15 protein-coding genes are annotated in these 25,807 nt (G+C 72.3%); 13 read left to right on the forward strand and 2 right to left on the reverse strand.

Annotation, left to right across the window (positions count from 1 at the left end):
* Nucleotides 1-185 precede the first annotated feature (185 nt).
* The 5 genes from ACLJT4_RS18475 to glgB all read left to right on the forward strand — a co-directional run bounded on the left by ACLJT4_RS18475 (nucleotide 186) and on the right by glgB (nucleotide 10,525).
* The gene (locus ACLJT4_RS18475; RefSeq protein ID WP_411123361.1) at nucleotides 186-1,811 is read left to right on the forward strand and encodes a M4 family metallopeptidase; all 1,626 of its coding nucleotides are present in this window, start codon (nucleotides 186-188) and stop codon (nucleotides 1,809-1,811) included.
* Nucleotides 1,812-2,562: 751 nt separating this feature from the next.
* Complete coding sequence (locus ACLJT4_RS18480; RefSeq protein ID WP_411123362.1) at nucleotides 2,563-4,554, forward strand: alpha-1,4-glucan--maltose-1-phosphate maltosyltransferase; 1,992 nt, start codon at nucleotides 2,563-2,565, stop codon at nucleotides 4,552-4,554.
* Complete coding sequence (treS, locus tag ACLJT4_RS18485) at nucleotides 4,551-6,278, forward strand: maltose alpha-D-glucosyltransferase (RefSeq protein ID WP_411123363.1); 1,728 nt, start codon at nucleotides 4,551-4,553, stop codon at nucleotides 6,276-6,278. The genes ACLJT4_RS18480 and treS overlap by 4 nt, the downstream gene beginning before the upstream one ends.
* A gap of 385 nt (nucleotides 6,279-6,663) precedes the next feature.
* The gene (locus ACLJT4_RS18490; protein ID WP_411123364.1) at nucleotides 6,664-8,121 is read left to right on the forward strand and encodes a maltokinase N-terminal cap-like domain-containing protein; all 1,458 of its coding nucleotides are present in this window, start codon (nucleotides 6,664-6,666) and stop codon (nucleotides 8,119-8,121) included.
* Between the two features lie 106 nt (nucleotides 8,122-8,227).
* Nucleotides 8,228-10,525 (forward strand): 1,4-alpha-glucan branching enzyme, encoded by a 2,298-nt coding sequence (gene glgB / locus ACLJT4_RS18495; RefSeq protein ID WP_411123365.1) that lies wholly within the window; start codon nucleotides 8,228-8,230, stop codon nucleotides 10,523-10,525.
* A 110-nt stretch (nucleotides 10,526-10,635) separates the two neighbouring features.
* Here the strand turns inward: glgB and ACLJT4_RS18500 are convergent, their stop codons facing one another.
* Nucleotides 10,636-12,036, reverse strand: a complete 1,401-nt coding sequence (locus ACLJT4_RS18500; protein WP_411123366.1) for a cation:dicarboxylate symporter family transporter — start codon at nucleotides 12,034-12,036, stop codon at nucleotides 10,636-10,638.
* 152 nt (nucleotides 12,037-12,188) lie between these two features.
* Between ACLJT4_RS18500 and ACLJT4_RS18505 the strand changes: the two genes are divergently transcribed.
* The 5 genes from ACLJT4_RS18505 (at nucleotide 12,189) to ACLJT4_RS18525 (ending at nucleotide 19,453) form a co-directional block, all read left to right on the forward strand.
* Nucleotides 12,189-13,847: an ATP-binding protein gene (locus ACLJT4_RS18505; RefSeq protein WP_411123367.1), complete on the forward strand. Its 1,659-nt coding sequence runs from the start codon at nucleotides 12,189-12,191 to the stop codon at nucleotides 13,845-13,847.
* A complete protein-coding gene (locus ACLJT4_RS18510; protein WP_411123368.1) occupies nucleotides 13,844-14,524 on the forward strand; it encodes a response regulator in 681 nt (226 codons plus the stop codon). The genes ACLJT4_RS18505 and ACLJT4_RS18510 overlap by 4 nt, the downstream gene beginning before the upstream one ends.
* Nucleotides 14,525-14,976: 452 nt before the next feature.
* Nucleotides 14,977-15,687: a helix-turn-helix domain-containing protein gene (locus ACLJT4_RS18515; protein ID WP_411123369.1), complete on the forward strand. Its 711-nt coding sequence runs from the start codon at nucleotides 14,977-14,979 to the stop codon at nucleotides 15,685-15,687.
* A gap of 211 nt (nucleotides 15,688-15,898) precedes the next feature.
* Entirely contained in the window at nucleotides 15,899-16,687 is a 789-nt protein-coding gene (locus ACLJT4_RS18520; protein WP_411123370.1) for an ABC transporter ATP-binding protein, read from the forward strand.
* 192 nt (nucleotides 16,688-16,879) lie between these two features.
* Nucleotides 16,880-19,453 carry an ABC transporter permease gene (locus ACLJT4_RS18525; protein WP_411123371.1) on the forward strand — a complete coding sequence of 858 codons (2,574 nt, stop codon included), beginning with the start codon at nucleotides 16,880-16,882 and terminating at the stop codon, nucleotides 19,451-19,453.
* 116 nt (nucleotides 19,454-19,569) lie between these two features.
* Here ACLJT4_RS18525 and ACLJT4_RS18530 read toward each other — a convergent pair whose 3' ends face one another.
* Nucleotides 19,570-20,595 carry an ATP-dependent 6-phosphofructokinase gene (locus ACLJT4_RS18530; protein ID WP_016578699.1) on the reverse strand — a complete coding sequence of 342 codons (1,026 nt, stop codon included), beginning with the start codon at nucleotides 20,593-20,595 and terminating at the stop codon, nucleotides 19,570-19,572.
* Between the two features lie 262 nt (nucleotides 20,596-20,857).
* On the opposite strand from ACLJT4_RS18530, the gene pta reads away from it, so the two are divergent.
* The 3 genes from pta (at nucleotide 20,858) to pyk (ending at nucleotide 25,767) form a co-directional block, all read left to right on the forward strand.
* Complete coding sequence (gene pta / locus ACLJT4_RS18535; RefSeq protein WP_411123372.1) at nucleotides 20,858-22,951, forward strand: phosphate acetyltransferase; 2,094 nt, start codon at nucleotides 20,858-20,860, stop codon at nucleotides 22,949-22,951.
* Nucleotides 22,952-22,979: 28 nt separating this feature from the next.
* The gene (locus ACLJT4_RS18540) at nucleotides 22,980-24,215 is read left to right on the forward strand and encodes an acetate kinase (RefSeq protein WP_411123373.1); all 1,236 of its coding nucleotides are present in this window, start codon (nucleotides 22,980-22,982) and stop codon (nucleotides 24,213-24,215) included.
* A gap of 124 nt (nucleotides 24,216-24,339) precedes the next feature.
* On the forward strand, nucleotides 24,340-25,767 hold the full coding sequence (pyk, locus tag ACLJT4_RS18545) for a pyruvate kinase (RefSeq protein WP_016578696.1): 1,428 nt from the start codon (nucleotides 24,340-24,342) through the stop codon (nucleotides 25,765-25,767).
* Nucleotides 25,768-25,807: the final 40 nt, after the last annotated feature.

The raw sequence follows: 25,807 nt of genomic DNA on the forward strand, positions 1-25,807 counted from the left end.
CCCGGATCCCCGGGAGCGGCGCCCCGCTCCGTTATCCGGACATCGAGCACCTCTGTACGGACGATTTTCGGCCAACCTCCGAACATCCCCCTGACATGCACGCGTTCGAATGGCAGTCTTCCCGACGCATGTCACACCCGCATCGCTTTGCACCCCCACCACTTGGCAAAGTTGAAGGAGCACGCGTGACCCCCCACATATCCCGTAAGACCCGTGTGACCGGTTCGGTCGCCGCCGCCGCGGCCCTGCTCGTCGCCGGCATCACGGCCGCCGGTACCGCCGGTGCCGCCCCCGCCCCCCACGGCGGCGCCCCGCTCGCGCTCAGCACCTCGCACCACGCGGAGCTGGTGCAGGGCGCGCAGGCCGCCACGGCGCAGACCGCCAGGACGCTGGGCCTGGGCGCGCAGGAGAAGCTGGTCGTCAAGGACGTCATCAAGGACACCGACGGCACCGTGCACACCCGCTACGACCGCACCTACGCCGGCCTGCCGGTGCTCGGCGGCGACCTGGTCGTGCACACCGCCAAGGGCGGCGCCGTCAAGGGCGTCAGCAAGGCCACCAAGGCGAAGGTCGCGGTCGCCTCCACCACCGCGAAGATCGCCCCGAAGGCCGCCGCGCTGGCCGCCGAGTCGACCGCGACCAAGACCATCGGCGCCAAGAAGGTCGACGCGCCGGCGCCTCACAAGGTGATCTGGGCCGCCAAGGGCACCCCGGTGCTGGCCTACGAGACCGTGGTCGGCGGCGTCCAGAAGGACGGCACGCCCAACCAGCTGCACGTCATCACCGACGCCGACACCGGCAAGAAGCTCTACCAGTACCAGGGCATCGAGAACGGCGTCGGCAACAGCGAGTACGCCGGCAAGGTCGACCTCACGACCAAGAAGGGCGCCAACGGCTACGAGCTGACCGACGACTCCCGCGGCGGCCACGCGACGTTCGACCTGGGCGGCAGCGAGAGCGGCGACGGCAAGCTGTTCACCAACTCCACCGACACGTGGGGCGACGGCAAGCCCAGCAACCCGCAGACCGCCGCCGTCGACGCCGCCTACGGCGCCCAGGAGACCTGGGACTACTACAAGAACGTGCACGGCCGCAGCGGCATCAAGGGCGACGGCAAGGGTGCCACGTCCCGCGTCCACTACGGCCAGAACTACGTCAACGCGTTCTGGGACGACAGCTGCTTCTGCATGACGTACGGCGACGGCGAGGGCAACAACAAGCCGCTGACCGCCCTCGACGTCGCGGGCCACGAGATGTCGCACGGCGTCACCTCGGCCACCGCGGGTCTGGAGTACAGCGGTGAGTCCGGCGGCCTGAACGAGGCCACGTCGGACATCTTCGGCGCCTCCGTCGCGTTCTACGCGAAGAACCCCGAGGAGCCGGGCAGCTACTTCATCGGCAAGAAGATCGACATCAACGGCGACGGCAAGCCGCTGCGCTACATGGACAAGCCCTCCAAGGACGGCCAGTCCCTGGACAACTGGAGCGCCGACGCCGGCAACGTCGACGTCCACTACTCCTCCGGCATCGCCAACCACTTCTTCTACCTGCTGTCCGAGGGCAGCGGCCCGAAGGACGCCAACGGCGACCACTACGACAGCCCGACCGCGGACGGCTCCAAGGTCACCGGCATCGGCCGGGACAAGGCCGAGAAGATCTGGTTCAAGGCGCTGACCGCGTACATGACCTCGACCACCGACTACAAGGCGGCCCGCGAGGCGACCGTCAAGGCGGCCACCGACCTCTACGGCGCGGACAGCGCCGAGGTCAAGGGCGTCGAGTCGGCCTGGACCGGCGTGAACGTCAAGTAAGGCACCACCGCGGCCGGTTGGCCGCACCGCACCGGCGTGGCCGGGGGAACACTCCCCCGGCCACGCCGGCTTTTTTCGGCCAGCTCCGCCCGGCCGGCCCCCTGTCCCGCGGGCCCACCGCCCCGCCGGCGCACCACACTCCGGACCGCGCACCCCACCGGCCACCCGACGCACGGCGCACCCCCGCCCCCGGTCGGCGGCGGTCGCCGGTCGGGCCGTCCCGCGCGCCGACGGCGGGTCGCCCGCCGCACGACGCTGACCGGCGACCACCGCCCCGTACTGCCCGGTCCGTCGATATGGCCAATTCCACCCCCTCAGGCGCTCTTGTACGGACACCCGCGCGGCGAGAGGCTGCGAGGGTGGCGCCGACGGGCCCCGGCGCGGCAACGGACTTCCGCACACCGCAACTCCGCTGTGATCACACCGAGTTGAGGAGGCGAACGTCGACCGTGTCAGCACCGAGCCGCAGCCGCCCACCAGAGCGGCGGCCCTCGCCCACCGGAGCGCACGGCGTGAGGGGCTACACATCGGTAGTTCACATTCCCGCGGCATTCAGCCCGCGTGTGCGCGGGAAGGCTCACCAAGAGCGCCGTCGCGCGCAACCGGCCGGCGGGAGCCGATCCGGCCCGCCGCACCATGCGCCAGCAGAGTGAAAGCGGACAGGAGTGCCCATGCCCGCACCCCGCCCCCTCACCGTGGAGCGGATAGAAAGGACAAAACCCCTCAAAGCACCACAAACCCAGGTGAGCCCATGATCGGTCGCATCCCTGTACTGGACATCCGCCCGCAGATCGACTGCGGTCGCCGCCCGGCCAAGGCCGTGGTGGACGAAACCTTCGAGGTCTCCGCCACGGTCTTCCGAGAAGGCCACGACGCGGTCGCCGCGAACGTGGTGCTGCGCAACCCGGCGGGCCGCTGCGGCCCGTGGACCCCGATGCGGGAGCAGGCACCGGGCACCGACCGGTGGGTCTGCGAGGTCACCCCCGACATCGAGGGGCGCTGGACGTTCACCGTGGAGGCGTGGTCCGACCCGGTCGCCACCTGGCGCCGGCACGCGGCGGTCAAGGTCCCGGCCGGGATCGACACCGAGCTGGTCCTCACCGAGGGCGCCGCGCTGCACGAGCGGGCCGCGACCGAGGTCCCCAAGAGCGACGGCCGGGAGGCGGTGCTGGCCGCGGTCGACGCACTGCGGGACACCACCCTGCCGGCCGCCACCCGCCTGGCCACCGCGCTCGCCCCGCAGGTCACCGAGGCGCTGGACCGCCACCCGCTGCGCGAACTGCTCACCGTCTCCCGCCCGATGCCGCTGGTCGTCGAGCGCCGCCGGGCCCTGTACGGCTCCTGGTACGAGCTCTTCCCGCGCTCCGAGGGCGCCGTGCCCGGCCCGGACGGCACGCTGGTCAGCGGCACCCTGCGCACCGCCGCCGAGCGGCTGCCCGCGGTCGCCGCGATGGGATTCGACGTGGTCTACCTCCCCCCGATCCACCCGATCGGCACCAGCCACCGCAAGGGCCCCAACAACGCGCTCTCGGCCGGTGCCCACGACGTCGGCTCCCCCTGGGCCATCGGGTCGCCGGCGGGCGGCCACGACGCGCTCCACCCGGACCTGGGCACCTTCGAGGACTTCGACCACTTCGTGCGGACCGCCCGCGACCTGCGGATGGAGGTGGCGCTGGACTTCGCCCTCCAGTGCTCCCCGGACCACCCCTGGGTCACCCTGCACCCGCAGTGGTTCCACCACCGCGCCGACGGCTCGGTCGCCTACGCGGAGAACCCGCCGAAGAAGTACCAGGACATCTATCCCGTGGCCTTCGACGCCGACTTCCGCGGGCTGGTCCGGGAGACCGAGCGCCTGCTGCGCTTCTGGATGGCCAAGGGCGTCCGGATCTTCCGGGTGGACAACCCGCACACCAAGCCGGTGGCGTTCTGGGAGAAGGTCCTCAGCGACATCAACCGCACCGATCCGGACGTGCTCTTCCTGGCGGAGGCGTTCACCCGTCCGGCGATGCTGCACACCCTCGCCCAGATCGGGTTCCAGCAGTCGTACACGTACTTCACCTGGCGCAACACCAAGCAGGAACTGACCGACTACCTCACCGAGCTGACCGGTGAGGGCGCCGCCTACCTGCGGCCCAACTTCTTCGTGAACACACCCGACATCCTGCACGCGCACCTCCAGGAGGGCGGCCGCCCGGCCTTCGCGTCCCGCGCCGTCCTGGCCGCCACCCTCTCCCCCAGCTGGGGCCTGTACGCGGGCTACGAGCTGTGCGAGGCCACCGCGGTGCGGCCCGGCAGCGAGGAGTACCTGGATTCGGAGAAGTACCAGCTGCGGCCCCGCGACTGGGAGGCCGCGGCCCGCGAGGGGCGGACCATCGCCCCGCTGATCACCGCCCTGAACCGCATCCGTCGCCGCCATCCCGCCCTGCAACAGCTGCGCAACCTGCACTTCCACCGCGTCGACAACGACGCCGTCCTCGCGTACTCCAAGCGCGCGGGCAACGACGCGGTGCTCACGGTGGTCAACCTCGACCCGCACCACACCCACGAGGCGACGGTGTCGTTGGACATGCCGGAACTCGGCCTCGGCCGGCTTGAGTCCTTCCCGGTGCGCGATGAGCTCACCGGCGACACCTACCACTGGGGCAGGGACAACTATGTGCGCCTGGAGCCGGGCAGCTCGCTCGCGCCGGCCCATGTGCTGTCGCTGCGACCGTCCTCACCGATCGGAGGGTCACCCAATTGATCGTCAATGAGCCCGTTCCCGACACGTTCGAAGACACCCCGGCGAAGGACCGCGATCCCGACTGGTTCAAACGGGCGGTCTTCTACGAGGTGCTGGTCCGGTCCTTCCAGGACAGCAACGGTGACGGAATCGGGGACCTCAAGGGCATCACGGCCAAGCTCGACTACCTGCAGTGGCTGGGGGTGGACTGCCTCTGGTTGCCGCCGTTCTTCAAATCCCCGCTGCGCGACGGCGGCTACGACGTCGCGGACTACACCGCGGTGCTCCCCGAGTTCGGTGACCTGGCCGACTTCGTGGAGTTCGTGGACGCCGCCCACCAGCGCGGGATGCGGGTCATCATCGACATGGTGATGAACCACACCAGCGACCAGCACCCGTGGTTCCAGGAGTCCCGCACCGATCCGGACGGCCCGTACGGCGACTACTACGTCTGGGCCGACGACGACAAGCAGTACGCCGACGCCCGGATCATCTTCGTCGACACCGAGGTCTCCAACTGGACCTTCGACCCGGTCCGCAAGCAGTACTACTGGCACCGCTTCTTCTCCCACCAGCCGGACCTCAACTACGAGAACCCGGCGGTCCAGGAGGAGATGATCTCCGCCCTGCGCTTCTGGCTCGACCTGGGCATCGACGGCTTCCGGCTGGACGCCGTGCCGTACCTCTACGCCGAGGAGGGCACCAACTGCGAGAACCTGCCGGCCTCGCACGCCTTCCTAAAGCGGGTGCGCGCCGAGATCGACGCGCAGTACCCGGACACCGTGCTGCTGGCCGAGGCGAACCAGTGGCCGGAGGACGTGGTCGACTACTTCGGCGACTACGCGGTCGGCGGCGACGAGTGCCACATGGCCTTCCACTTCCCGGTCATGCCGCGCATCTTCATGGCGGTCCGCCGGGAGTCGCGCTACCCGGTCTCGGAGATCCTCGCCAAGACGCCGCAGATCCCGTCCGGCTGCCAGTGGGGCATCTTCCTGCGCAACCACGACGAGCTGACCCTCGAAATGGTCACGGACGAAGAGCGCGACTACATGTACGCGGAGTACGCCAAGGACCCGCGGATGCGCGCCAACATCGGCATCCGCCGCCGGCTGGCCCCGCTGCTCGACAACGACCGCAACCAGATCGAGCTGTTCACCGCGCTGCTGCTGTCGCTGCCCGGCTCGCCGATCCTGTACTACGGCGACGAGATCGGGATGGGCGACAACATCTGGCTCGGCGACCGGGACGCCGTGCGCACCCCGATGCAGTGGACCCCGGACCGCAACGCCGGCTTCTCCTCGTGCGACCCCGGCCGGCTGTTCCTGCCGACCATCATGGACCCGGTCTACGGCTACCAGGTCACCAACGTCGAGGCCGCGATGAGCTCGCCCTCGTCGCTGCTGCACTGGACCCGCCGGATGATCGAGATCCGCAAGCAGAACCCCGCCTTCGGACTCGGCAGCTACACCGAGCTGCCGTCGTCCAACCCCGCGGTGCTCGCCTACCTCCGGGAATCCCCGGGCAAGGACGACGCCGACGACGACCTGGTGCTGTGCGTGAACAACTTCTCGCGGTTCGCGCAGCCCACCGAGCTGGACCTCCAGGCGTTCAGCGGCCGCCATCCGGTGGAACTCATCGGCGGCGTCCGCTTCCCCGCGATCGGCAAGCTGCCGTACCTGCTGACCCTGGCGGGCCACGGCTTCTACTGGTTCCGGCTCCGCAGGACCGCGCACCACGCCGGTTAGGGCCGTCCGGTGGAGCCGGCGCGGCCGGCCACGAGCCACCGCGACCGCGACCGCGCCGCCACCGGACCCCGGGAAATCCCGCCCGTACGCGACCCTCCGGCGCGTACGGGCGTTTTTCGACCTTTCGCTCGGGCAACCTCCCTACTACCTCACGGGCCGGGTGGTCCGCAGGGCCCATGCCGGCCCCCGACCCGGGTGAGGGTCCCCTGCTCGTCAGAGCTCGGGGAGGCACCGCCGCACAGCGAAGCGAACGCCGAGAAACGCCGAAAACGCCACGCCGTACGGACGATCTCGCCCGACACGTTCCGCACGGCCGCCTCGTAAAGGCCGCATTCCGGGACACTTTGCCCAGTCTGTCGTGTGCCCGGGGAAAGGACGCGACGCCATGTCGGACACCGCCTCGACCCGTGCCACCCGCCTCACCCCTGACCGCTCGCTCGTCGCCGCACCCGATCTGCTCTCCTCGCTGGCGCCACTGCTGGCCGAGTGGGTACCGCGCCAACGCTGGTTCGCCGGCAAGGGACGGCTGCTCACCGGCTTCACGCTGGTCGCGGCCACCGAACTACTGCCGTGCACCGGCAGCGGCAGCACGCCGGGCCTGCTCCAGTTGCTCGTCCGCGCCCAACAGAGCGCGCCGCCCAGCCGCACCCCGGCCGGCGGCGACTGCTACCAGCTGCTGCTGGGCACCCACCCCGCGCCGCCGCCCCACCTGGCGCCCGCGGTGGTCGGCCGCCCGACCGGCGGCCCGCTGCGCGGGCGCACCGTCTACGACGCGCTGCTGGACAACCGGCTGTGCGCGCTGCTGCTGGAGCGGTTGCGGGTGCCCGGCCGGATCGGGGCGCTGCGCTTCTGCCGCGAACCGGACGTCGACATCCCCTCCGGACTGCCGGCCCGGCCGATCGCGGTGGAGCAGTCCAACTCCTCGATCGTCTATGGAGATACGTTCATCCTGAAGGTCTTCCGGCGGATCGAGCCCGGGGTCAACCCTGATCTGGAGCTGCCGCGGGCGCTGGCCGGCGCCAAGTGCGCCCGGGTGCCGGCGCCCGCCGCGTGGTTCGAGGCCGCGGCCCCCGACGAGGCGGGCGAGGCGACGACACTGGGCGTCCTCCAGCCCTTCCTGGCCGGCTCCGGCGACGGTTGGCAGCTGGCCCTGAACGCGCTCGCGGTGCGCGCCGACTTCACCCGTTCGGCACGCGCCCTCGGCCACGCCACCGCCGAGGTGCACACCGCGCTCGCCCAGGCGCTCCCCACCACCGAGCTGCGCCGCCCGCAGCTGGACGCGATCGCCGCCCAGATGAACGAACGCCTGGAGGCCACCGCCCGCGCGGTGCCGGTGCTCCAGCCCTACCGGGGGCGGCTGCGGACCGCCTTCGACGCGCTTGCCGCGATGGGCCACGACGGCCGCAGCTGGGCCGCCCAGCGCATCCACGGCGACCTGCATCTGGGGCAGACGCTGCGGTCCGTCGAAGGGGGCCGCTGGGCGCTGATCGACTTCGAGGGCGAACCGGCCCGGCCGCTGGCCGAGCGGCGCCGTCCGCAGCCGGCCGTCCGTGACGTCGCCGCGATGCTCCGCTCGTTCGACTACGCGGCGCGCAGCGGCCCGGCCGGCAGCGACCCGTGGGCGCTGGAGTGGGCCCGCCGCACCCGCGCCGCGTACTGCCTGGGCTACGCCGAGGCGGGCGGCCTGGACCCGCGCTCGGCGCCGGAACTGATGCGGGCCTACGAGACCGACAAGGCCGTCTACGAGGTGCTGTACGAGGCCCGGCACCGGCCGGACTGGCTGGCGGTGCCGATGGCGGCGATCCGGCGGCTGGCGTCCTGCGGGGAGCAGGGGTCCGGCTGAGCCCGCGCCCGCGGGGCGGTGGGCGCCGGCCCCGCCCGCCCCGCCGTCCGTCGCACCGCGTCCGCCGGAACCGACTGATCGACCCCCGCCCCGAGGAGGCCCACCCGTGACCGCCCGTCGCCCCCGTTCCGCCGCCCCCGAGCCCGCATCCGGCGCCGCCCCGCCCGGCCCGGCCCGACCGACTCGCCCGACCCGCCCGACCCCGGCCGGTGCGGGCCGGGCCGCGCCGCTGGCCGCCGAGGACCGCGGGCGGCTGCTCGCCGGGGCGCACCACGACCCGCACGCCCTGCTCGGCGCGCACCCGGTGTCCGGCGGGCTGCTGGTGCGGGCCCTGCGGCCGTTCGCCCGGGCCGTCACCGTGGTGGCTCCGGGGCTGCGGGTACCCCTGCACTCCGAGGGGGACGGGCTGTTCGCGGGCGTGCTGCCGCTCGCCGAGGTCCCCGCGTACGCGCTGCTGGTCGAGTACGACGACACCACCGTGACCGTGCCGGACGCCTATCGCTTCCTGCCGGCGGTCGGGGAGCTGGACCTGCATCTGTTCGCCGAGGGCCGGCACGAGCAGTTGTGGCAGGCGCTCGGGGCGCGGGTCATGACGCACCAGGGGGTGAGCGGCACCCGGTTCACCGTGTGGGCGCCCAACGCCCGGGGCGTGCGGGTGGTGGGGAACTTCAACCACTGGGACGGCACCGGCACCCCGATGCGGTCGTTGGGCTCGTCCGGGGTGTGGGAGCTGTTCCTGCCGGGCCTGGGCGAGGGCGAGCTGTACAAGTTCGAGATCACCCGGCCGGACGGGTCGAGGACGGTCCGGGCCGACCCGATGGCCCGGCGCACCGAGTGTCCGCCGGCCACCGCCTCGGTGGTGCACGCCTCGCACCACGCGTGGCAGGACGCCGACTGGATGGCCCGGCGCGGCGCGCGCCCCGTGCACGCCGCGCCGTTCTCCGTCTACGAGGTGCACCTGGCGTCCTGGCGACCCGGCCTGACCTACCGTCAACTGGCTGCGCAGCTGCCCGCGTACGTCAAGGACCTGGAGTTCACCCACGTCGAGTTCATGCCGGTGGCCGAGCACCCCTTCGGCGGCTCCTGGGGCTACCAGGTGACCGGCTTCTACGCGCCGACCGCCCGGATGGGCACCCCGGACGACTTCAAGTTCCTGGTCGACGCCCTGCACCGGGCCGGGATCGGGGTGCTGATGGACTGGGTGCCGGCGCACTTCCCGCGGGACGCCTGGGCGCTGGCGGAGTTCGACGGACGGCCGCTGTACGAGCCGGGGGACCCGGCGCGGGCCGCCCACCCGGACTGGGGGACGCTGGAGTTCGACTACGGCCGCACCGAGGTGCGGAACTTCCTGGTCGCCAACGCGGTGTACTGGTGCGAGGAGTTCCACATCGACGGGCTGCGGGTGGACGCGGTGGCCTCGATGCTCTACCTCGACTACTCGCGCGAGGAGGGCGGCTGGACGCCGAACGTCCACGGCGGCCGGGAGAACCTCGACGCGGTGGCCTTCCTCCAGGAGATGAACGCGACGGTCTACCGCCGCTGCCCCGGCGTCGTCACGGTCGCCGAGGAGTCCACGGCCTGGGACGGCGTCACCCGCGCCACGCACCACGTGGGGCCGGACGGCTTCGGCGGGCTGGGCTTCGGGCTGAAGTGGAACATGGGCTGGATGCACGATTCGCTCGGCTACGTCGAGAAGGAGCCGGTGCACCGCAAGTACCACCACGGCGAGATGACGTTCTCCATGGTCTACGCCTATTCGGAGAACTACGTGCTGCCGATCTCGCACGACGAGGTGGTGCACGGCAAGCGGGCGCTGGTCTCGAAGATGCCCGGCGACTGGTGGCAGCGGCGCGCCACCCACCGCGCGTACCTGGGCTTCATGTGGGCCCATCCGGGCAAGCAACTGCTCTTCATGGGGCAGGAGTTCGCCCAGGGTGCGGAGTGGGCGGAGCAGCACGGCCCGGACTGGTGGCTGCTGGACCCGTCCTACGAGGCGGAGCCGGACCATCGGGGCGTGCGGGACCTGGTCCGGGAGCTGAACCACCGCTACGCGGCGACCCCCGCGCTGTGGGAGCGCGACACCGACCCGGCCGGCTTCGGCTGGATCGACGGCAACGCCAGCGAGGACAACGTCTTCTCCTTCCTGCGCCACGCCGCCGACGGCAGCCCGCTGATCGCGCTCAGCAACTTCTCGCCCGTCGTGCGGCACGCCTACCGGCTGGGGGTGCCCGGGGACGTCCCGGTCTGGCGCGAGGTCCTCAACACCGATGATCCGCGCTTCGGCGGCAGCGGCGTCACCAACCCCGATCCGTTGAAGACCGAGCCGGTCGCCGCCAACGGCCGCCGCACCTCGATCGCGGTGGTGCTGCCCCCGCTGGCCACCGTCTGGCTGGTGCCCGCCTAGCCGGGCGGGGCCGGGCGGGCGGCGCGCGGAAGGGGCGGGCGCCACGGGCGCCCGCCCCTTCTCCCCTCCTGCGCCCCCGAGGCGCTCGGCCGGCGTCGACCGGCGGAGCGTCAGACCGCGGCGGGCGCCTTGCCGCCGTCGGCCGGTGCCGGCGCCCCGGTGTCGGACGGGGCGCCGTGGCCGTCGGCGTTCAGCGTCCGTTCGTCGAACGGCAGCCGGCCGGCGAGCACTTCGGCGACCCGGGCCTTGTCGATCTCCTTGGTCCAGGTGCCGATCAGGACGGTGGCCACCGCGTTGCCGGCGAAGTTGGTCATCGCCCGGGCCTCGCTCATGAAGCGGTCGATGCCGACGATCAGGCCGACGCCGTCGACGAGTTCGGGCCGGTGCGACTGGAGTCCGCCGGCCAGCGTCGCCAGGCCCGCGCCGGTGACCCCGGCCGCCCCCTTCGACGCGATGATCATGAAGACGAGGAGCGAGACCTGCTGACCGAGGGAGAGCGGCTTGTCCATCGCCTCGGCGACGAACAGCGAGGCCATGGTCAGGTAGATGGCGGTGCCGTCGAGGTTGAAGCTGTAGCCGGTCGGGACGGTGATGCCGACGACCGGGCGGCTGACGCCGAGGTGCTCCATCTTCGCGATCAGCCGCGGCAGCGCCGACTCCGAGGAGGAGGTCGACAGGATCAGCAGGAACTCGCGGCCGAGGTACTTCAGCAGCGCCAGCACGTTCACCCCGGCGACCAGCCGGAGCAGCGCGCCGAGCACGACCACGACGAAGAGCAGACAGGTCAGGTAGAAGCCGACCATGATGACGGCCAGCGACTTCAGGGCGCCGAGCCCGGTGGCGCCGACGACCGCGGCCATCGCGCCGAAGGCCCCCACCGGCGCCGCCCACATGATCATCGACAGCACCCGGAAGACCAGCTTCTGCACATGGCCGATGCCGCGCAGCACCGGCTCGCCCGCCGGGCCGAGCGCCTGGAGCCCGAAGCCCACCAGCAGGGCCACCAGCAGGGTCTGGAGTACCTCGCCCTGGGTGAACGCGGAGACCAGCGTCGTCGGGATGATGCCGAGGAGGAAGTCGGTGGTGGACTCGTGGCCGCCGGCGGTCTGGGCCTGCCCGGCGTGCCGGAGCGCCTCCGTCAGGTGCAGGCCGGAGCCGGGGTCGAGGAGGTTGCCGACGAGGAGGCCGATGGCCAGCGCCACCGTGGACATCACCATGAAGTAGCCGAGCGCCAGCCCGCCGACCGCACCGACCTTGGCCGCCTTGCGGACCGAGCCGACGCCCAGCACGATCGTGCAGAAGATCACCGGCGAGATCATCATCTTGATGAGGTTGACGAACCCGGTGCCGAGCGGTTTGAGCTCGACGGCGACGCCGGGCGCGGCGAAGCCCACGGCGATGCCGAGCAGGACCGCGCCGATCACGGCGAGGTAGAGGAAGTGGGTCCGGTCCCGCTTGGCCGGCGGAGCGTCCTCGGCGGTGCCCCGGGACGACGGGGTCTGTGCAGCCACGGCTGCCACCTTTCTGACGGGGGCCATGGTTCTGCGCCGGTGAAGCGGCTCACGGCGCACAACAGGTCCCGGCGACTATGCACGGCGCTGTGGCGCCCGTCACCCTTACGTACATTTCGTTCACGTAAAAGTGACCGTGCAGACTGTTCTGCATGCACCTCCCCCGTTCCCGCCCGCCGCGGCGGCTGCGCGGCCCCCGCAGCCTCGCCGGGCAGCTCTTCGCCATGCAGGTGGTCCTGGTGGCGGTGGTGGTCCTGGGCTGCGCGGTCTTCGCGTACGTGAGCGCCGAACGGCAGGCGGAGGAGACCGCGCGGCGGCAGGCGACCGCGGCGGCCACCGCCGTCGCCGACTCCCCGGCCGTGGTGGCCGCGGCCCGCACGAAGGACCCGACCGCCGCGCTCCAGCCGTACAGCGAGCGGCTGCGCCGGGACGCCGGGGTGGACTTCGTGGTGGTGATGGCGCCGGACGGGACGCGCTGGACGCACCCCGAGCCGTCCGCGATCGGCGGGAAGTACCTCGGCCACATCGGCCCGGCGCTGCGCGGCGAGGTCTTCCCGGAGACGCACATGGGGGTGCTCGGCCCGTCCGTGCGGGTCGTCGCCCCGGTCCGCGACCCCGAGCGGGGCGGCGCGATCACCGCGCTGGTCAGTTCCGGCATCACCATCGCCACGATCAGCGAGCAGCTGCGGGACCAGGTCCTGGCGCTGGTGGGGGTGGCCGCGGCGGCGCTGGCGCTGGGCGGCCTGGGCACGTACGTGGTCAACGCCCGGCTGCGCCGGCACACCCACGGGATGAACACGGCCGAGCTGGCCCGGATGTACGACTACCACGAGGCGGCGCTGCACGCCGTCCGCGAGGGGCTGCTGATGCTGGACGGGGCCGGCCGGGTCGCGCTGATCAACGACGGCGGGCGGGAGCTGCTGGGCCTGACCGGGGACGCGGTGGGGCGGCCGGTGGACGGGCTGGGGCTGCCGGAGCCGCTGACCGCGGCGCTGCTGGCGGCCGGCCCCCGGGTCGACGAACTGCACCTGACCGGCGAGCGGGTGCTGGTCGTCAACTCCTCGCCGGTCTCCGGAGGTCAGCGCCGCGGCAGCGTCGTCACCCTCCGCGACCACACCGAACTCCAGGCACTGTCAGGCGAGTTGGACTCGGTCCGGGGCTTCGCCGAGGCGTTGCGCTCGCAGGCGCACGAGGCGGCCAACCGACTGCACGCGGTGGTCTCGCTGATCGAACTGGGCCGGGCGGACGAGGCGGTGGAGTTCGCCACCGCCGAGTTGGAGCTGGCGCAGGCGCTGACCGACCGGGTGGTGGGCGCGGTCGCCGAACCGGTGCTGGCCGCACTGTTGCTGGGCAAGGCCGCACAGGCCAACGAGCACGGCGTGGAGCTGGTGTTGACCGAGGACAGTCGGATCGACGACGGGGTGATCCCGCCGGACCTGCCCGCCCGCGACCTGGTGACGGTGCTGGGCAACCTCATCGACAACGCCCTGGACGCCGCCGCGCCGCCGCAGGAGCACGACGCGCCACCCCAGGTGCGGGTCACCGCGCGGGCCGACGGCGGCGAACTGCTGCTGTGCGTCGCGGACAACGGCCCGGGGGTCGCCGCGGAGACCACCGAGGAGGTCTTCCGGCGCGGCTGGAGCACCAAGGAGCACGCGGGCGGCGGGGCCCGGGGGCTGGGTCTGGCACTGGTGCGGCAGGCGGTGCACCGGCACGACGGCACGGTCGGGCTCACCCGGGGGCCGCAGGGCGGTGCGCGGTTCACCGTGCGGCTGCCCCTGCGGGCGGCGGAAGGGACGGGAGTCCGATGAGCACCGGGACCATCCGGGTGCTGGTCGTCGAGGACGATCCGGTCGCCGCGGCCGCGCACGCCCTGTACGTGGGGCGGGTGCCGGGCTTCGCGGTGTCCGGCACCGTGCACTCGGGGGCCGGCGCCCGCCGCCACCTCGACCAGCACCCGGTCGACCTGGCGCTGTTGGACCTCTTCCTGCCGGACGGCCACGGTCTGCAACTGCTGCGGACGTTGCGCGCGGCCGGCCAGAGCGCGGACATCATCGCGGTCACCTCCGCCCGCGACCTGGCGATGGTCCGCGAGGGCGTCTCCCTGGGCGTCGTGCAGTACGTGCTGAAGCCGTTCACCTTCGCCACCCTGCGGGACCGGCTGCTGCGCTACGCCGAGTTCCGGGCCACCAGCGGGGAGGCCAGCGGCCAGGACGAGGTGGACCGGGCGCTGGCGGCGCTGCGCGCCCCGCAGCCGGCCGCGCTGCCCAAGGGGCTGACCCCGGCGACCCTGCGGGCGGTGACGGAGGTGCTGCGGGCCGCCGCCGACGGGCTGACCGCGACCGAGGCCGCCGCGGACGTGGGCATCTCCCGGATCACGGCCCGCCGGTACCTGGAACACCTGGTGGCCGGCGGCCGCGCCGCCCGGGCGCCGCAGTACGGGCAGGTGGGCCGGCCGGAGCTGCGGTACCGCTGGTCGGGGCGGTGACCGGCGGCGGGCCGGCCCGCCGCCGAGCGACCGGAACGCCCGCCCGGCACCGACCCGCCCGGCACCGGGCCGTGGCGGAATTTCTCCGTCCCGTTCATCGTGCCGTTCTCGTCGGAGCGACTTCCGGGCCCGGGTCGGCGAATTCGCTTTTCCGGGGAATTCCCGGGCGGAGGAATTCGGGCAAACTCCCCGGATTCCCGATCCGGTACTCGACACCGACGATCCGACTGCCCATCCTTATCTCCAAACGGCGGGCCCGCGGCGGCCCGCCGCGCGGTGCGGCAACGAGCCGCTTCGTTGGAGCAAAGCGCCTGACCAGCGGCATGATCGGCCGGGATTGGCGAGAAAGCACCGAAAGCTGGCCGAGGGCAACCGACGGCTCCGTAGCTTCCTCCAACCCACAAACTTGGATATCCGCACGATAGGTGCCAAGCCACCCCGTCACTTACCGTGTGGCAGTGAACACGCACGACGGGGATGCACGCAGGCCCCCTTTCAACGCTGCCGCCGCCCGCCGGCTGCGCGAGGCCCTGGGCATGACCCACGCGCATGTCGCCTACGGAATCTGGGCCGCCTACGGAATTCGGCTGGAGCCCGCCGCGGTGGCGTCCTGGGAATTGGGGGAAAGCGCCCCCACCGAAGCCGAGCTGACCGCGCTGGCCGGCGCCCTGTGGTGCGCGCCCGCCGAACTCCTCGGCGCCCCCGGCACGCTGCGCGAGTTCCGGCTGGCGCTCGGCCTGGCCGCGGCCGACCTCGCGCGGCGCGTCGGCATGGACCAGGCGACCTACGAGCGGTTGGAGGCCGGCGGCCGGTGGACCGGCACCGACCGGCAGGCGGCGGCGCTGGCGGCGGAGTTGCGGCTGCCGCTGCCGGCGCTGATCCGCTTCACCGGCCAGGAGGAGCGGCTGACGGAGCTGCTGATCAGTGCGGCCACCACGCGCTGGCAGGGCTACGTCCGTCCGGTCGGCAAGCTCGCTCCGCTGCCCAAGGAGCGGTTGCAGCAGGCGCTCCAGGAACTGCACGAGGAGTACCACGCGACGATGACGGCGTCGCTCAGCTGGACCGGCGGGGACGCCTCGGACGAGGCCGGCAAGGCGGGCCGGGACTTCCTCGACGGCATCGTGGCGGAGTTCTGGCGGCGGGTCGGCGAGCCGGCACCCTGACGCCCGTGAGGACCCGACCCTGACGCGTCCCCGTCGGCCTGCGGACGGACGGCCGTCCGTCCAGAGGATGACGCGGACGGCGGGCGTGGCACTTCCGGCCGGTCCGGCTTTCGGTCCTTCCGGCCGAAGACCGGGCCGGTCGCCCGCGTCGAGGATGGACGGAGCGCTTTCACGCTGTCCGCCCGTCCTTTCCGTCACCCCAGGAGTTGTGGTGCCGCACGCCGCCGTCCCCCGTCCCGCCTTCCCCTCCCGTACCACCGCGGCCGTCGCCGCCCGCGCCACGGATCTGAGCAAGGTCTACGGCCAGGGCGAGACCCGGGTGGTCGCGCTGGACTCCGTCGACGTGGAGTTCGGCCGGGCCCGGTTCACCGCGATCATGGGCCCGTCCGGCTCGGGGAAGTCCACCCTGATGCACTGCATGGCCGGACTGGACTCGGTCACCTCCGGCTCGGCCCGGATCGGCGACGTGGAACTGGCGGCGCTCAACGACAAGCAGCTGACCCGGCTGCGCCGCGACAAGATCGGCTTCATCTTCCAGGCGTTCAACCTGCTGCCCACGCTGACCGCGCAGGAGAACATCACGCTGCCGATGGACATAGCCGGCCGCCGCGTGGACCAGGAGTGGGTCGGCCGGGTGGTGGAGACGGTCGGCCTGTCGGGCCGGCTCTCGCACCGGCCGGCGCAGCTCTCCGGGGGGCAGCAGCAACGGGTCGCGGTGGCCCGGGCGCTGGCCGCCCAGCCGGAGATCATCTTCGCGGACGAGCCGACCGGGAACCTCGACTCGCGCTCGGGCGCCGAGGTGTTGGGCTTCCTGCGGGAGTCGGTGCGGGCGATGGACCAGACCGTGGTGATGGTCACCCACGACCCGGTCGCCGCCGCCTACGCGGACCGGGTGGTCTTCCTCGCGGACGGCCGGATCGTGGACGAGCTGGCCGACCCGACGGCGGACAGCGTGCTGGACCGGATGCGGCGCTTCGAGACCGCAGGCCGGACCAGCTAGTCGCAGGCCGGACCGCCGGCCGCCAGCCGGCCAGCCACCCCGGCCGGACCACCGGCCGCCGGTCCCGCGCCCCGCAGCGCGGGCCGACCGGCGGTGGGCCGCCCCCAACCGACCTGCCGGAGAACCGAGTCGACCGCTGACGGCCGCCCCGCATCCGAGCCCCGGCCCCGTACCCAGGACTGACACACCACCATGTTCACCACTGCCTTGCGCAATGTCCTCGCGCACAAAGCCCGCCTCCTGATGACCGCACTCGCGGTGCTGCTCGGCGTCGCCTTCGTCGCCGGCACCCTGATCTTCAGCGACAGCGTCGGCGAGGCGATCAAGAACGCCTCGGCCAAGAACCTCAAGGACGTGGCCGTCTCCGTCCAGGCGACCTCGCCCCCCGGCACCGGCCCGGAGCCGGCCAAGGACGGCAAGCGGGCCACCGCCCTCGACCAGCGGTTGGCCGACCGGATCCGCGCCCTGCCGGGCGTGACGTCGGTGCGCTCCGACGTCACCGGCGAGGCCACGCTGGCCGGCCGGGACGGCGAGCCGATCGGCAACGGCTGGCAGAACCGCGCCGTCAACTACCAGCCGGACGCGGACGGCAAGGACCGCCGCTATCCGCTGGTGCAGGGCCGCGGCCCGGCGTCCGACGGCGAGATCGCGTTGGCCGAGACCACCGCGAAGGCCGCGGGGGTGCGGGTCGGCGACTCCGTGCGGTTCGCCACCGACGGCCCGGTGCTGACGAAGAAGCTGGTCGGCATCGTGGTGACCGACGATCCGGCGGTGACCGCGGGCGGCAGCCTGGCGCTGTTCGACACCGCCACCGCGCAGAAGTTGTACCTGCACCCGGGCCAGTTCGACGAGTTGGTGGTGGCGGCCGCGCCCGGCACCGATCAGCAGGCGCTGACCGCGAAGGTCCGGGCGCTGCTGCCCGCCGAGCGCGCGGAGGCGACCAGCGGGAGCGCCCTGGCGGCCGAGCAGTCCCGGCTGATCGCCGACCAGAACAGCGCGCTCAGCAGCACCCTGTTGACCTTCGCCGGGATCGCGCTGTTCGTGGGCGTCTTCATCATCGCCAACACCTTCACCATGCTGGTCTCCCAGCGCAGCCGCGAGATCGCGCTGCTGCGCGCGGTGGGCGCCTCCCGTCGGCAGGTGGTGCGTTCGGTGCTCGTCGAGGCGGCGCTGCTGGGGCTGGTCTCCTCGGTCGTCGGCTTCGCGTTGGGCGCCGGGATCGCGGTGGGGCTGCGGGCCGCGCTGGACGCGAACGGCGCGGGCTTCCCCGACGGCCCGGTGGTGATCAGCCCGACCACGGTGCTCGCCTCCTTGGCCGTGGGGGTGCTGGTGACCGTCCTGGCCGCCTGGCTGCCGTCCCGCAGGGCGGCGCGGATCGCCCCGGTGGAGGCGCTGAGCACCGTCGAGGCGCCGCCGACCCCGCGCAGCCTGGTCGTCCGCAACGTCCTCGGTGCGCTGGTCGGCGGCGCCGGCGTCGCGGTGATGCTGTGGGTCTCCACCCTCACCTCCGGCGACGACCTGCCGATCGCCATGGTCGGGTCGATGCTCACCCTGACCGGCGCGATCATCCTGGCCCCGCTGCTGTCCCGGCCGCTGGTGTCGCTGGCCGGCCTGGTCACCTCGCGGTTCTTCGGCGTGAGCGGCAAGCTCGCCAAGGAGAACGCGCTGCGCAATCCGCGGCGGACGGCGGCGACCGGCTCGGCGCTGATGATCGGCCTGACCCTGATCACCGGGATGACCGTGGCGGGCTACTCCGCCCAGGTGGCGATGGACAAGATGGCCGGTAGCGGGCTGATCGCCGACTACCAGGTCAAGACCTCGACCTACGTCGGCCTGGACCCGAAGCTGTCGGCGAAGGTGGCCGAGGTCCCCGGCGTCGCGGCGATGGCTCCGCTCCGCGGCGCGGGCTTCTCCACCGCCCCCGGTCCGGGGGCGGACAGCGGGTTCGGTTTCCTGCGCGGTACCGACGTGGACCAGATCGGCAAGGTCACCCGCCTGACCGTCGTCCAGGGGTCGTTGGGCGCGGTCAGGGCCGGCGGGATCGCCATCTCGGAGAGCGGCGCCAAGGAGCACGGCTGGCACGCCGGCGACACCGTGAAGGTGACGTTCTACGACAAGAAGAAGGCCGAGCTGAAGGTCGGCGCCGTCTACGCGGACAACGAGGTCCTCGGCGCGTCCTTCGCGCCCACCGCCGTGGTCGATCCGCACCTGGACCGGCTCCGCAACGACGAACTCCTGGTGAAGACGGCGAACGGCACGTCCCCCGCGCTGGTCAAGGAGATCCGCAAGGCGCTCGGCGACAGCCCGCTGCTGAAGATCCAGGACCGCGACGACCTGCGCAAGGAGACCGCCGGGCAGATCGACACCATCGTGAACATGGTCTACGGGCTGCTCGGGATGGCCGTGATCATCGCGGTGGTCGGCGTGGTGAACACCCTGGCCATGTCGGTCTTCGAGCGCACCCGGGAGATCGGGATGCTGCGCGCCATCGGGCTGGCCCGCAGCGGCATCAAGCAGATGGTCCGGCTGGAGTCGGTGGTGATCTCGCTCTTCGGCGCGGTCCTCGGCATGGTCCTGGGCATCTTCCTGGCGTGGGCCGGCGGCAGCCTGGTCGGCTCGTCCTTCCCGACCTACGAGATGCTGTTGCCCTGGGGCCGGCTGGGCCTGTTCCTGCTGATCGCCCTGGTCGTCGGGGTGCTGGCCGCGGTGTGGCCGGCCCGGCGGGCGGCCCGGCTGAACGTGCTGGAGTCCATCGGCGCCCAGTGAGGCACCGGGCCGTGGCCCGAAACGCCGTCGGCGGCGCACCCAACGGTGCGCCGCCGACGGCGTGTTGACGGGGCGGGGCGCGTCCGGCGGCTCGCAGCCGGACGGACCCCGGGGCGTCAGAAGACCGACTCGGCCTCGTCCATGCGGCTCTCCGGGACCCGCTTGAGCTCGGTGATCGCGTCGGCCAACGGGGCCATGACGATGTCGGTGCCGCGCAGGGCGGTCATCTTGCCGAAGTCGCCGCGGTGCGCGGCCTCGACGGCGTGCCAGCCGAAGCGGGTGGCCAGCACCCGGTCGTAGGCGGTGGGGGTGCCGCCGCGCTGGACGTGGCCGAGGATGACCGGGCGGGCCTCCTTGCCGAGGCGCCGCTCCAGTTCGCGGGCGAGCGCGGTGCCGATGCCGGAGAACCGCTCGTGGCCGAACTGGTCGATGGCGCCCTTCTTGTAGTCCATGGTGCCGGCGAGCGGGTGGGCCCCTTCCGCGACGCAGACCACCGCGAACTTCTTGCCCCGGGCGAACCGCTCCTCGACCATCTTCACCAGGTCGTTGACGTCGAACTCGCGCTCCGGTAGGCAGATGCCGTGGGCGCCGCCGGCCATCCCGGACTCCAGCGCGATCCAGCCCGCGTGCCGGCCCATGACCTCGACGACCATCACCCGCTGGTGCGATTCCGCGGTGGTCTTGAGGCGGTCGATGGCCTCGGTGGCCACGCCGACGGCGGTGTCGAAACCGAAGGTGCGGTCGGTGGAGGAGATGTCGTTGTCGATGGTCTTGGGGACGCCGACGACCGGCATGCCGGCGTCGGCGAGCATCCGCGCCGCGGTCAGCGTGCCCTCGCCACCGATCGGGATCAGGACGTCTATCCCGTACTCGCGGGAGAAGTCCTTGGCGCTCTCGCACGCCTCGCGCAGCCGGGCGCGCTCCAGGCGGGCGGAGCCGAGGATGGTGCCGCCACGGGCGAGGATGCCGCTGACCGCGTCCAGGTCGAGCTTGCGGAAGCGTCCGTCGAGCAGACCCTTGAAGCCGTCCTCGAAGCCGATGACCTCGTCGCCGTGTCCGGCGAGGGCACGGTGGACGACGGACCGGATCACAGCATTGAGGCCGGGACAGTCGCCGCCTGCGGTGAGGACTCCGATACGCATCGTGCTGTGTCTCCTGTGCTCGCTGTCGGTTCGTGTGAGCCGGTCCGATTGTTTCACGGGACGGCCGGCCCGGGCCGCACCCGAGCGACCACCCCCACTGTCCCCGGCCCCGGCGCCACAGGGAAACTGGGAGAGCGACTTATCCAGCGGCGCAGGTATTGTCAAGAGGGGCAAGCCCACAATAACGGGTCATTTTGACCTTGTGAGCAGGGAAAACTCGCGAGCACGAGCTTCGCGGCCATCGGATGGACGGAGACCACGCGTGACGCGCAGCGTGTACGTGACCGGTATCGACCGCGGCGACGGACGCCAGGTCATCGAGCTGGGAGTCATGGAGCTCCTGACCCGCCACGTCGACCGGGTGGGAGTCTTCCGGCCCCTGATCCACGACGGGCCCGACCGGCTGTACGAGCTGCTGCGGGCCCGCTACCGCCTCACCCAGCCCGCCGACTCCGTCTACGGCATCAGCTACGCGGAGGCCGCCGCCCTCCAGGCCGAACGCGGCACCGACGAGCTGGTCTCCCGGCTCGTCGACCGCTTCCACGCCGTGGCGAGGGAGTACGAGTACGTCCTCGTCCTCGGCTCGGACTACGCCGACACCAGCCTGCCGGACGAGCTGGCGCTCAACGCCCGGCTGGCCAACGAGTTCGGCGCCGCGGTGATACCCGTCGTCGGCGGCCAGGGCCAGGACGCCGAATCGGTCCGCGCCGAGGCCCGCAACGCCCACCGCGCCTACACCACGCTGGGCTGCGACGTCGTCGCGCTGGTCGTCAACCGCGTCGCGCCCGAGCAGCGCACGGCCGTCGTGGAGCGGCTCGCCGCCCGGCTGCCGGTGCCCTGCTACGCGCTGCCCGAGGAGGGCTCGCTGTCCGCGCCGACCGTCGGCCAGATCGTGCAGGCGCTCGGCGCCGAGATCCTGCTGGGCGACGACTCCGGGCTCGCCCGGGACGCCCGGGACTTCGTCTTCGGCGGGGCGATGCTGCCGACCTTCCTCAAGGCACTCACCCCCGGCTGCATGGTGATCACCCCCGGGGACCGCGCCGACCTCGTCATCGGCTCGCTCGCCGCGCACAGCGCCGGCGCCCCGCCGATCGCCGGTGTGGTGCTGACCCTCGACGAGCGCCCCGGCCCCGACATCATGGCGCTGGCCACCCGCCTCGCGCCCGGCACCCCGGTCGTCTCGGTGCCCGGCGGCTCCTTCCCGACCGCCGCCGAGCTGTTCGCCGTCGAGGGCAAGCTGAACGCCGCCTCGCCGCGCAAGGCGGAGACCGCGCTCGGCCTCTTCGAGCGGCACGTGGACACCGGCGAGCTGACCGACCGGATCTCGGTCGCCCGCTCCGGCCGGGTCACCCCGATGATGTTCGAGCACGAGCTGATCGAGCGGTCCCGCACCGGCCGCCGTCGGGTCGTCCTGCCCGAGGGCGCCGAGGAGCGGGTGCTGCGCGCCGCCGACGTGCTGCTGCGCCGCGACGTCTGCGACCTGACGCTGCTGGGCGAGGAGGACGCGGTCCGCAAGCGCGCCGCCGACCTGGCCATCGACCTGGCGGACGCGCAGGTCATCGACCCGCAGACCTCGCCGCTGCGCGAGCGGTTCGCCGAGTTGTACGCCACGCTCCGCTCCCACAAGGGCGTCAGCTACGAACTCGCCTACGACGTGGTCGCCGACCTCTCCTACTTCGGCACGCTGATGGTGCAGGAGGGCCTGGCCGACGGCATGGTCTCCGGCGCCGTGCACTCCACCGCCGCCACCATCCGGCCGGCCTTCGAGATCATCAAGACCAAGCCGGGCGCCCAGATCGTCTCGTCGGTCTTCTTCATGTGCCTGGCCGACCGGGTGCTGGTCTACGGCGACTGCGCGGTCAACCCGGACCCGAACGCCGAGCAGTTGGCCGACATCGCCATCCAGTCCGCCACCACCGCCGCCCAGTTCGGCGTGGAGCCGCGGATCGCGATGCTGTCGTACTCCACCGGCACCTCCGGCTCCGGCGCCGACGTCGACAAGGTCCGCAAGGCGACCGAGCTGGTCCGCGAGCGGCGCCCGGACCTGCTGGTCGAGGGCCCGATCCAGTACGACGCCGCGGTGGACGCGGCGGTCGCGCGGACCAAGCTCCCGGACTCCGAGGTCGCCGGCAAGGCCACCGTGCTGATCTTCCCGGACCTCAACACCGGCAACAACACCTACAAGGCCGTGCAGCGCTCCGCCGGCGCCGTCGCGGTCGGCCCGGTCCTGCAGGGCCTGCGCAAGCCCGTCAACGACCTCTCGCGCGGCGCCCTCGTCCAGGACATCGTCAACACCGTCGCCATCACCGCGATCCAGGCCCAGGGCGCCCGGCCCGGCGCCGGCCCCACCGCCTGACCCCGCCCCCCCATCGGAAAGCCCCTTCATGACTGCCAACGCCACCCGCGTCCTCGTCCTCAACTCCGGCTCCTCGTCGGTGAAGTACCAACTGCTCGACATGGAGAAGGCGGCGGACGGCGACTCCGCGGGTGCGCGCCTCGCCGTCGGCCTCGTCGAGCGGATCGGTGAGGGGACGTCGCGCCTGGCCCACACCCCGCTGGCCGCCGGCGGCGCGACCCGCGAGACCACCGGCCCGATAGCCGACCACCAGGCCGCGCTGAAGGCGGTGGCCGACGAGCTGGCCGGCGACGGGCTCGGGCTGGACTCCCCGGAGCTGGCCGCGATCGGACACCGGGTGGTGCACGGCGGGCTGAAGTTCACCGCGCCGACCGTGATCGACGCGGCGGTGCTCAAGGAGATCGAGCGGCTGGTGCCGGTGGCCCCGCTGCACAACCCGGCCAACATCATCGGGATCCGCACCGCCCAGGCGCTGCGCCCCGACCTCCCGCAGGTCGCGGTCTTCGACACCGCCTTCCACACCACGATGCCGGAGTCCGCGGCCCGCTACGCCATCGACGTGGAGACCGCCGACGCGCACCGCATCCGCCGCTACGGCTTCCACGGCACCTCGCACGCCTACGTCTCCCGCCGCACCGCCGAACTGCTCGGCAAGGCGCCGGAGGAGGTCAACGTGATCGTGCTGCACCTGGGCAACGGCGCCTCCGCGTCCGCGGTCCGGGGCGGCCGCTGCGTGGACACCTCCATGGGGCTGACCCCGCTGGAGGGCCTGGTCATGGGCACCCGCTCCGGTGACATCGACCCGGCGGTGACCTTCCACCTCAAGCGGGTGGCCGGGATGTCCGCGGACGAGATCGACGAGCTGCTCAACAAGAAGAGCGGCCTGCTCGGGCTGTGCGGCGACAACGACATGCGGGAGATCCGCCGCCGGATCGACGAGGGCGACGAGCGGGCCGCGCTCGCCTTCGACATCTACATCCACCGGCTGAAGAAGTACCTCGGCGCCTACACCGCGGTCCTCGGCAAGGTCGACGCGGTGGCCTTCACCGCGGGCGTCGGCGAGAACGCCGCCCCGGTCCGGGCCGCCGCCGTCGCCGGTCTGGAGGAACTGGGCATGGCGGTGGACGCCTCGCTCAACGCCGTGCGGTCCGACGAGCCGCGGCTGATCTCGCCCGACTACGCCCGGGTGGCGGTCGCCGTGGTGCCCACCGACGAGGAACTGGAGATCGCCCGCCAGACATACGCCCTGGTCACCGCCTCGTAAGCCGCGATCCCGCGGGGAGTGCCGCGGGATCCGCCCGCTCCGCCCGCGTCGCCCCTCCTCGGCTAAAGGGCCTTTGAAGCAGAGCGAAATATTCCGCTCCGAAACAAACCGATAGGATCGAGACATGCGCCGTTCCAAAATCGTCTGCACCCTGGGCCCCGCCGTCGACTCCTACGAGAAGCTGAAGACGCTGATCGAGGCCGGCATGAACGTGGCCCGCTTCAACATGAGCCACGGGACCCACTCGGAGCACGAGGAGCGGTACCACCGCCTCCGCAAGGCCGCCGAGGAGACCGGCCGCGCCGTCGGCGTGCTGGCCGACCTCCAGGGCCCCAAGATCCGCCTGGAGACCTTCGCCGAGGGCCCGGTCGAGCTGGTCCGCGGGGACGAGTTCGTGATCACCACCGAGGACGTCCCCGGTGACAAGCACATCTGCGGCACCACCTACAAGGGCCTGCCCGGCGACGTCTCCAAGGGCGACCCGGTCCTGATCAACGACGGCAACGTCGCCCTCCAGGTCGTCGAGATCGACGGCCCGCGGGTGCGCACCATCGTCATCGAGGGCGGGGTCATCTCCGACCACAAGGGCATCAACCTGCCGGGCGCCGCGGTCAACGTCCCGGCGCTGTCCGAGAAGGACATCGACGACCTGAAGTTCGCCCTGCACATGGGCTGCGACATGGTCGCGCTGTCCTTCGTGCGGGACGCCAAGGACGTCCAGGACGTGCACCGCGTCATGGACGAGGTGGGCCGCCGGGTCCCGGTCATCGCCAAGGTCGAGAAGCCGCAGGCGGTCGCCAACATGCAGGAGGTCGTGATGGCCTTCGACGCGGTGATGGTGGCCCGTGGCGACCTGGCGGTGGAGTACCCGCTGGAGAAGGTCCCGATGGTGCAGAAGCGCCTGGTGGAGATGTGCCGCCGGAACGCCAAGCCGGTGATCGTCGCGACCCAGATGATGGAGTCGATGATCACCAACTCCCGGCCGACCCGCGCCGAGGCGTCCGACGTCGCCAACGCCATCCTCGACGGCGCCGACGCGGTGATGCTCTCCGCTGAGTCCTCGGTGGGCCAGTACCCGATCGAGACCGTCAAGACCATGTCGAAGATCGTCGAGGCGGCCGAGGAGGAGCTGCTCTCCAAGGGCCTGCAGCCGCTGGTGCCCGGCAAGAAGCCGCGCACGCAGGGCGGTGCGGTGGCCCGCGCGGCCTGTGAGATGGCCGACTTCCTCGACGGCAAGGCCCTGGTGGCGTTCACCAAGTCCGGTGACACCGCCCGCCGGCTCTCCCGCTATCGCGCCGCCCAGCCGATCCTGGCCTTCACCACCGACGTCGCCACCCGCAACCAGCTCACCCTGAGCTGGGGCGTGGACTCCTTCGTCGTGCCGCACGTCGACAACACCGACGCCATGGTGGACCTGGTCGACGCCGAGCTGCTCAAGCTCAAGCGCTACAGCGAGGGCGACACCATGATCATCACCGCCGGTTCGCCCCCCGGCGTCCCCGGCACCACCAACATGGTCCGGGTGCACCACCTCGGCGGCCAGCGCGCCTGACGCGCCGTCCCGCCCCGCACGAACGGCGGTGGGCCGCCCC

This window comes from Streptomyces sp. x-19 (assembly GCF_046549115.1).
GTDB classification, from domain to species: domain Bacteria; phylum Actinomycetota; class Actinomycetes; order Streptomycetales; family Streptomycetaceae; genus Streptomyces; species Streptomyces albulus_C.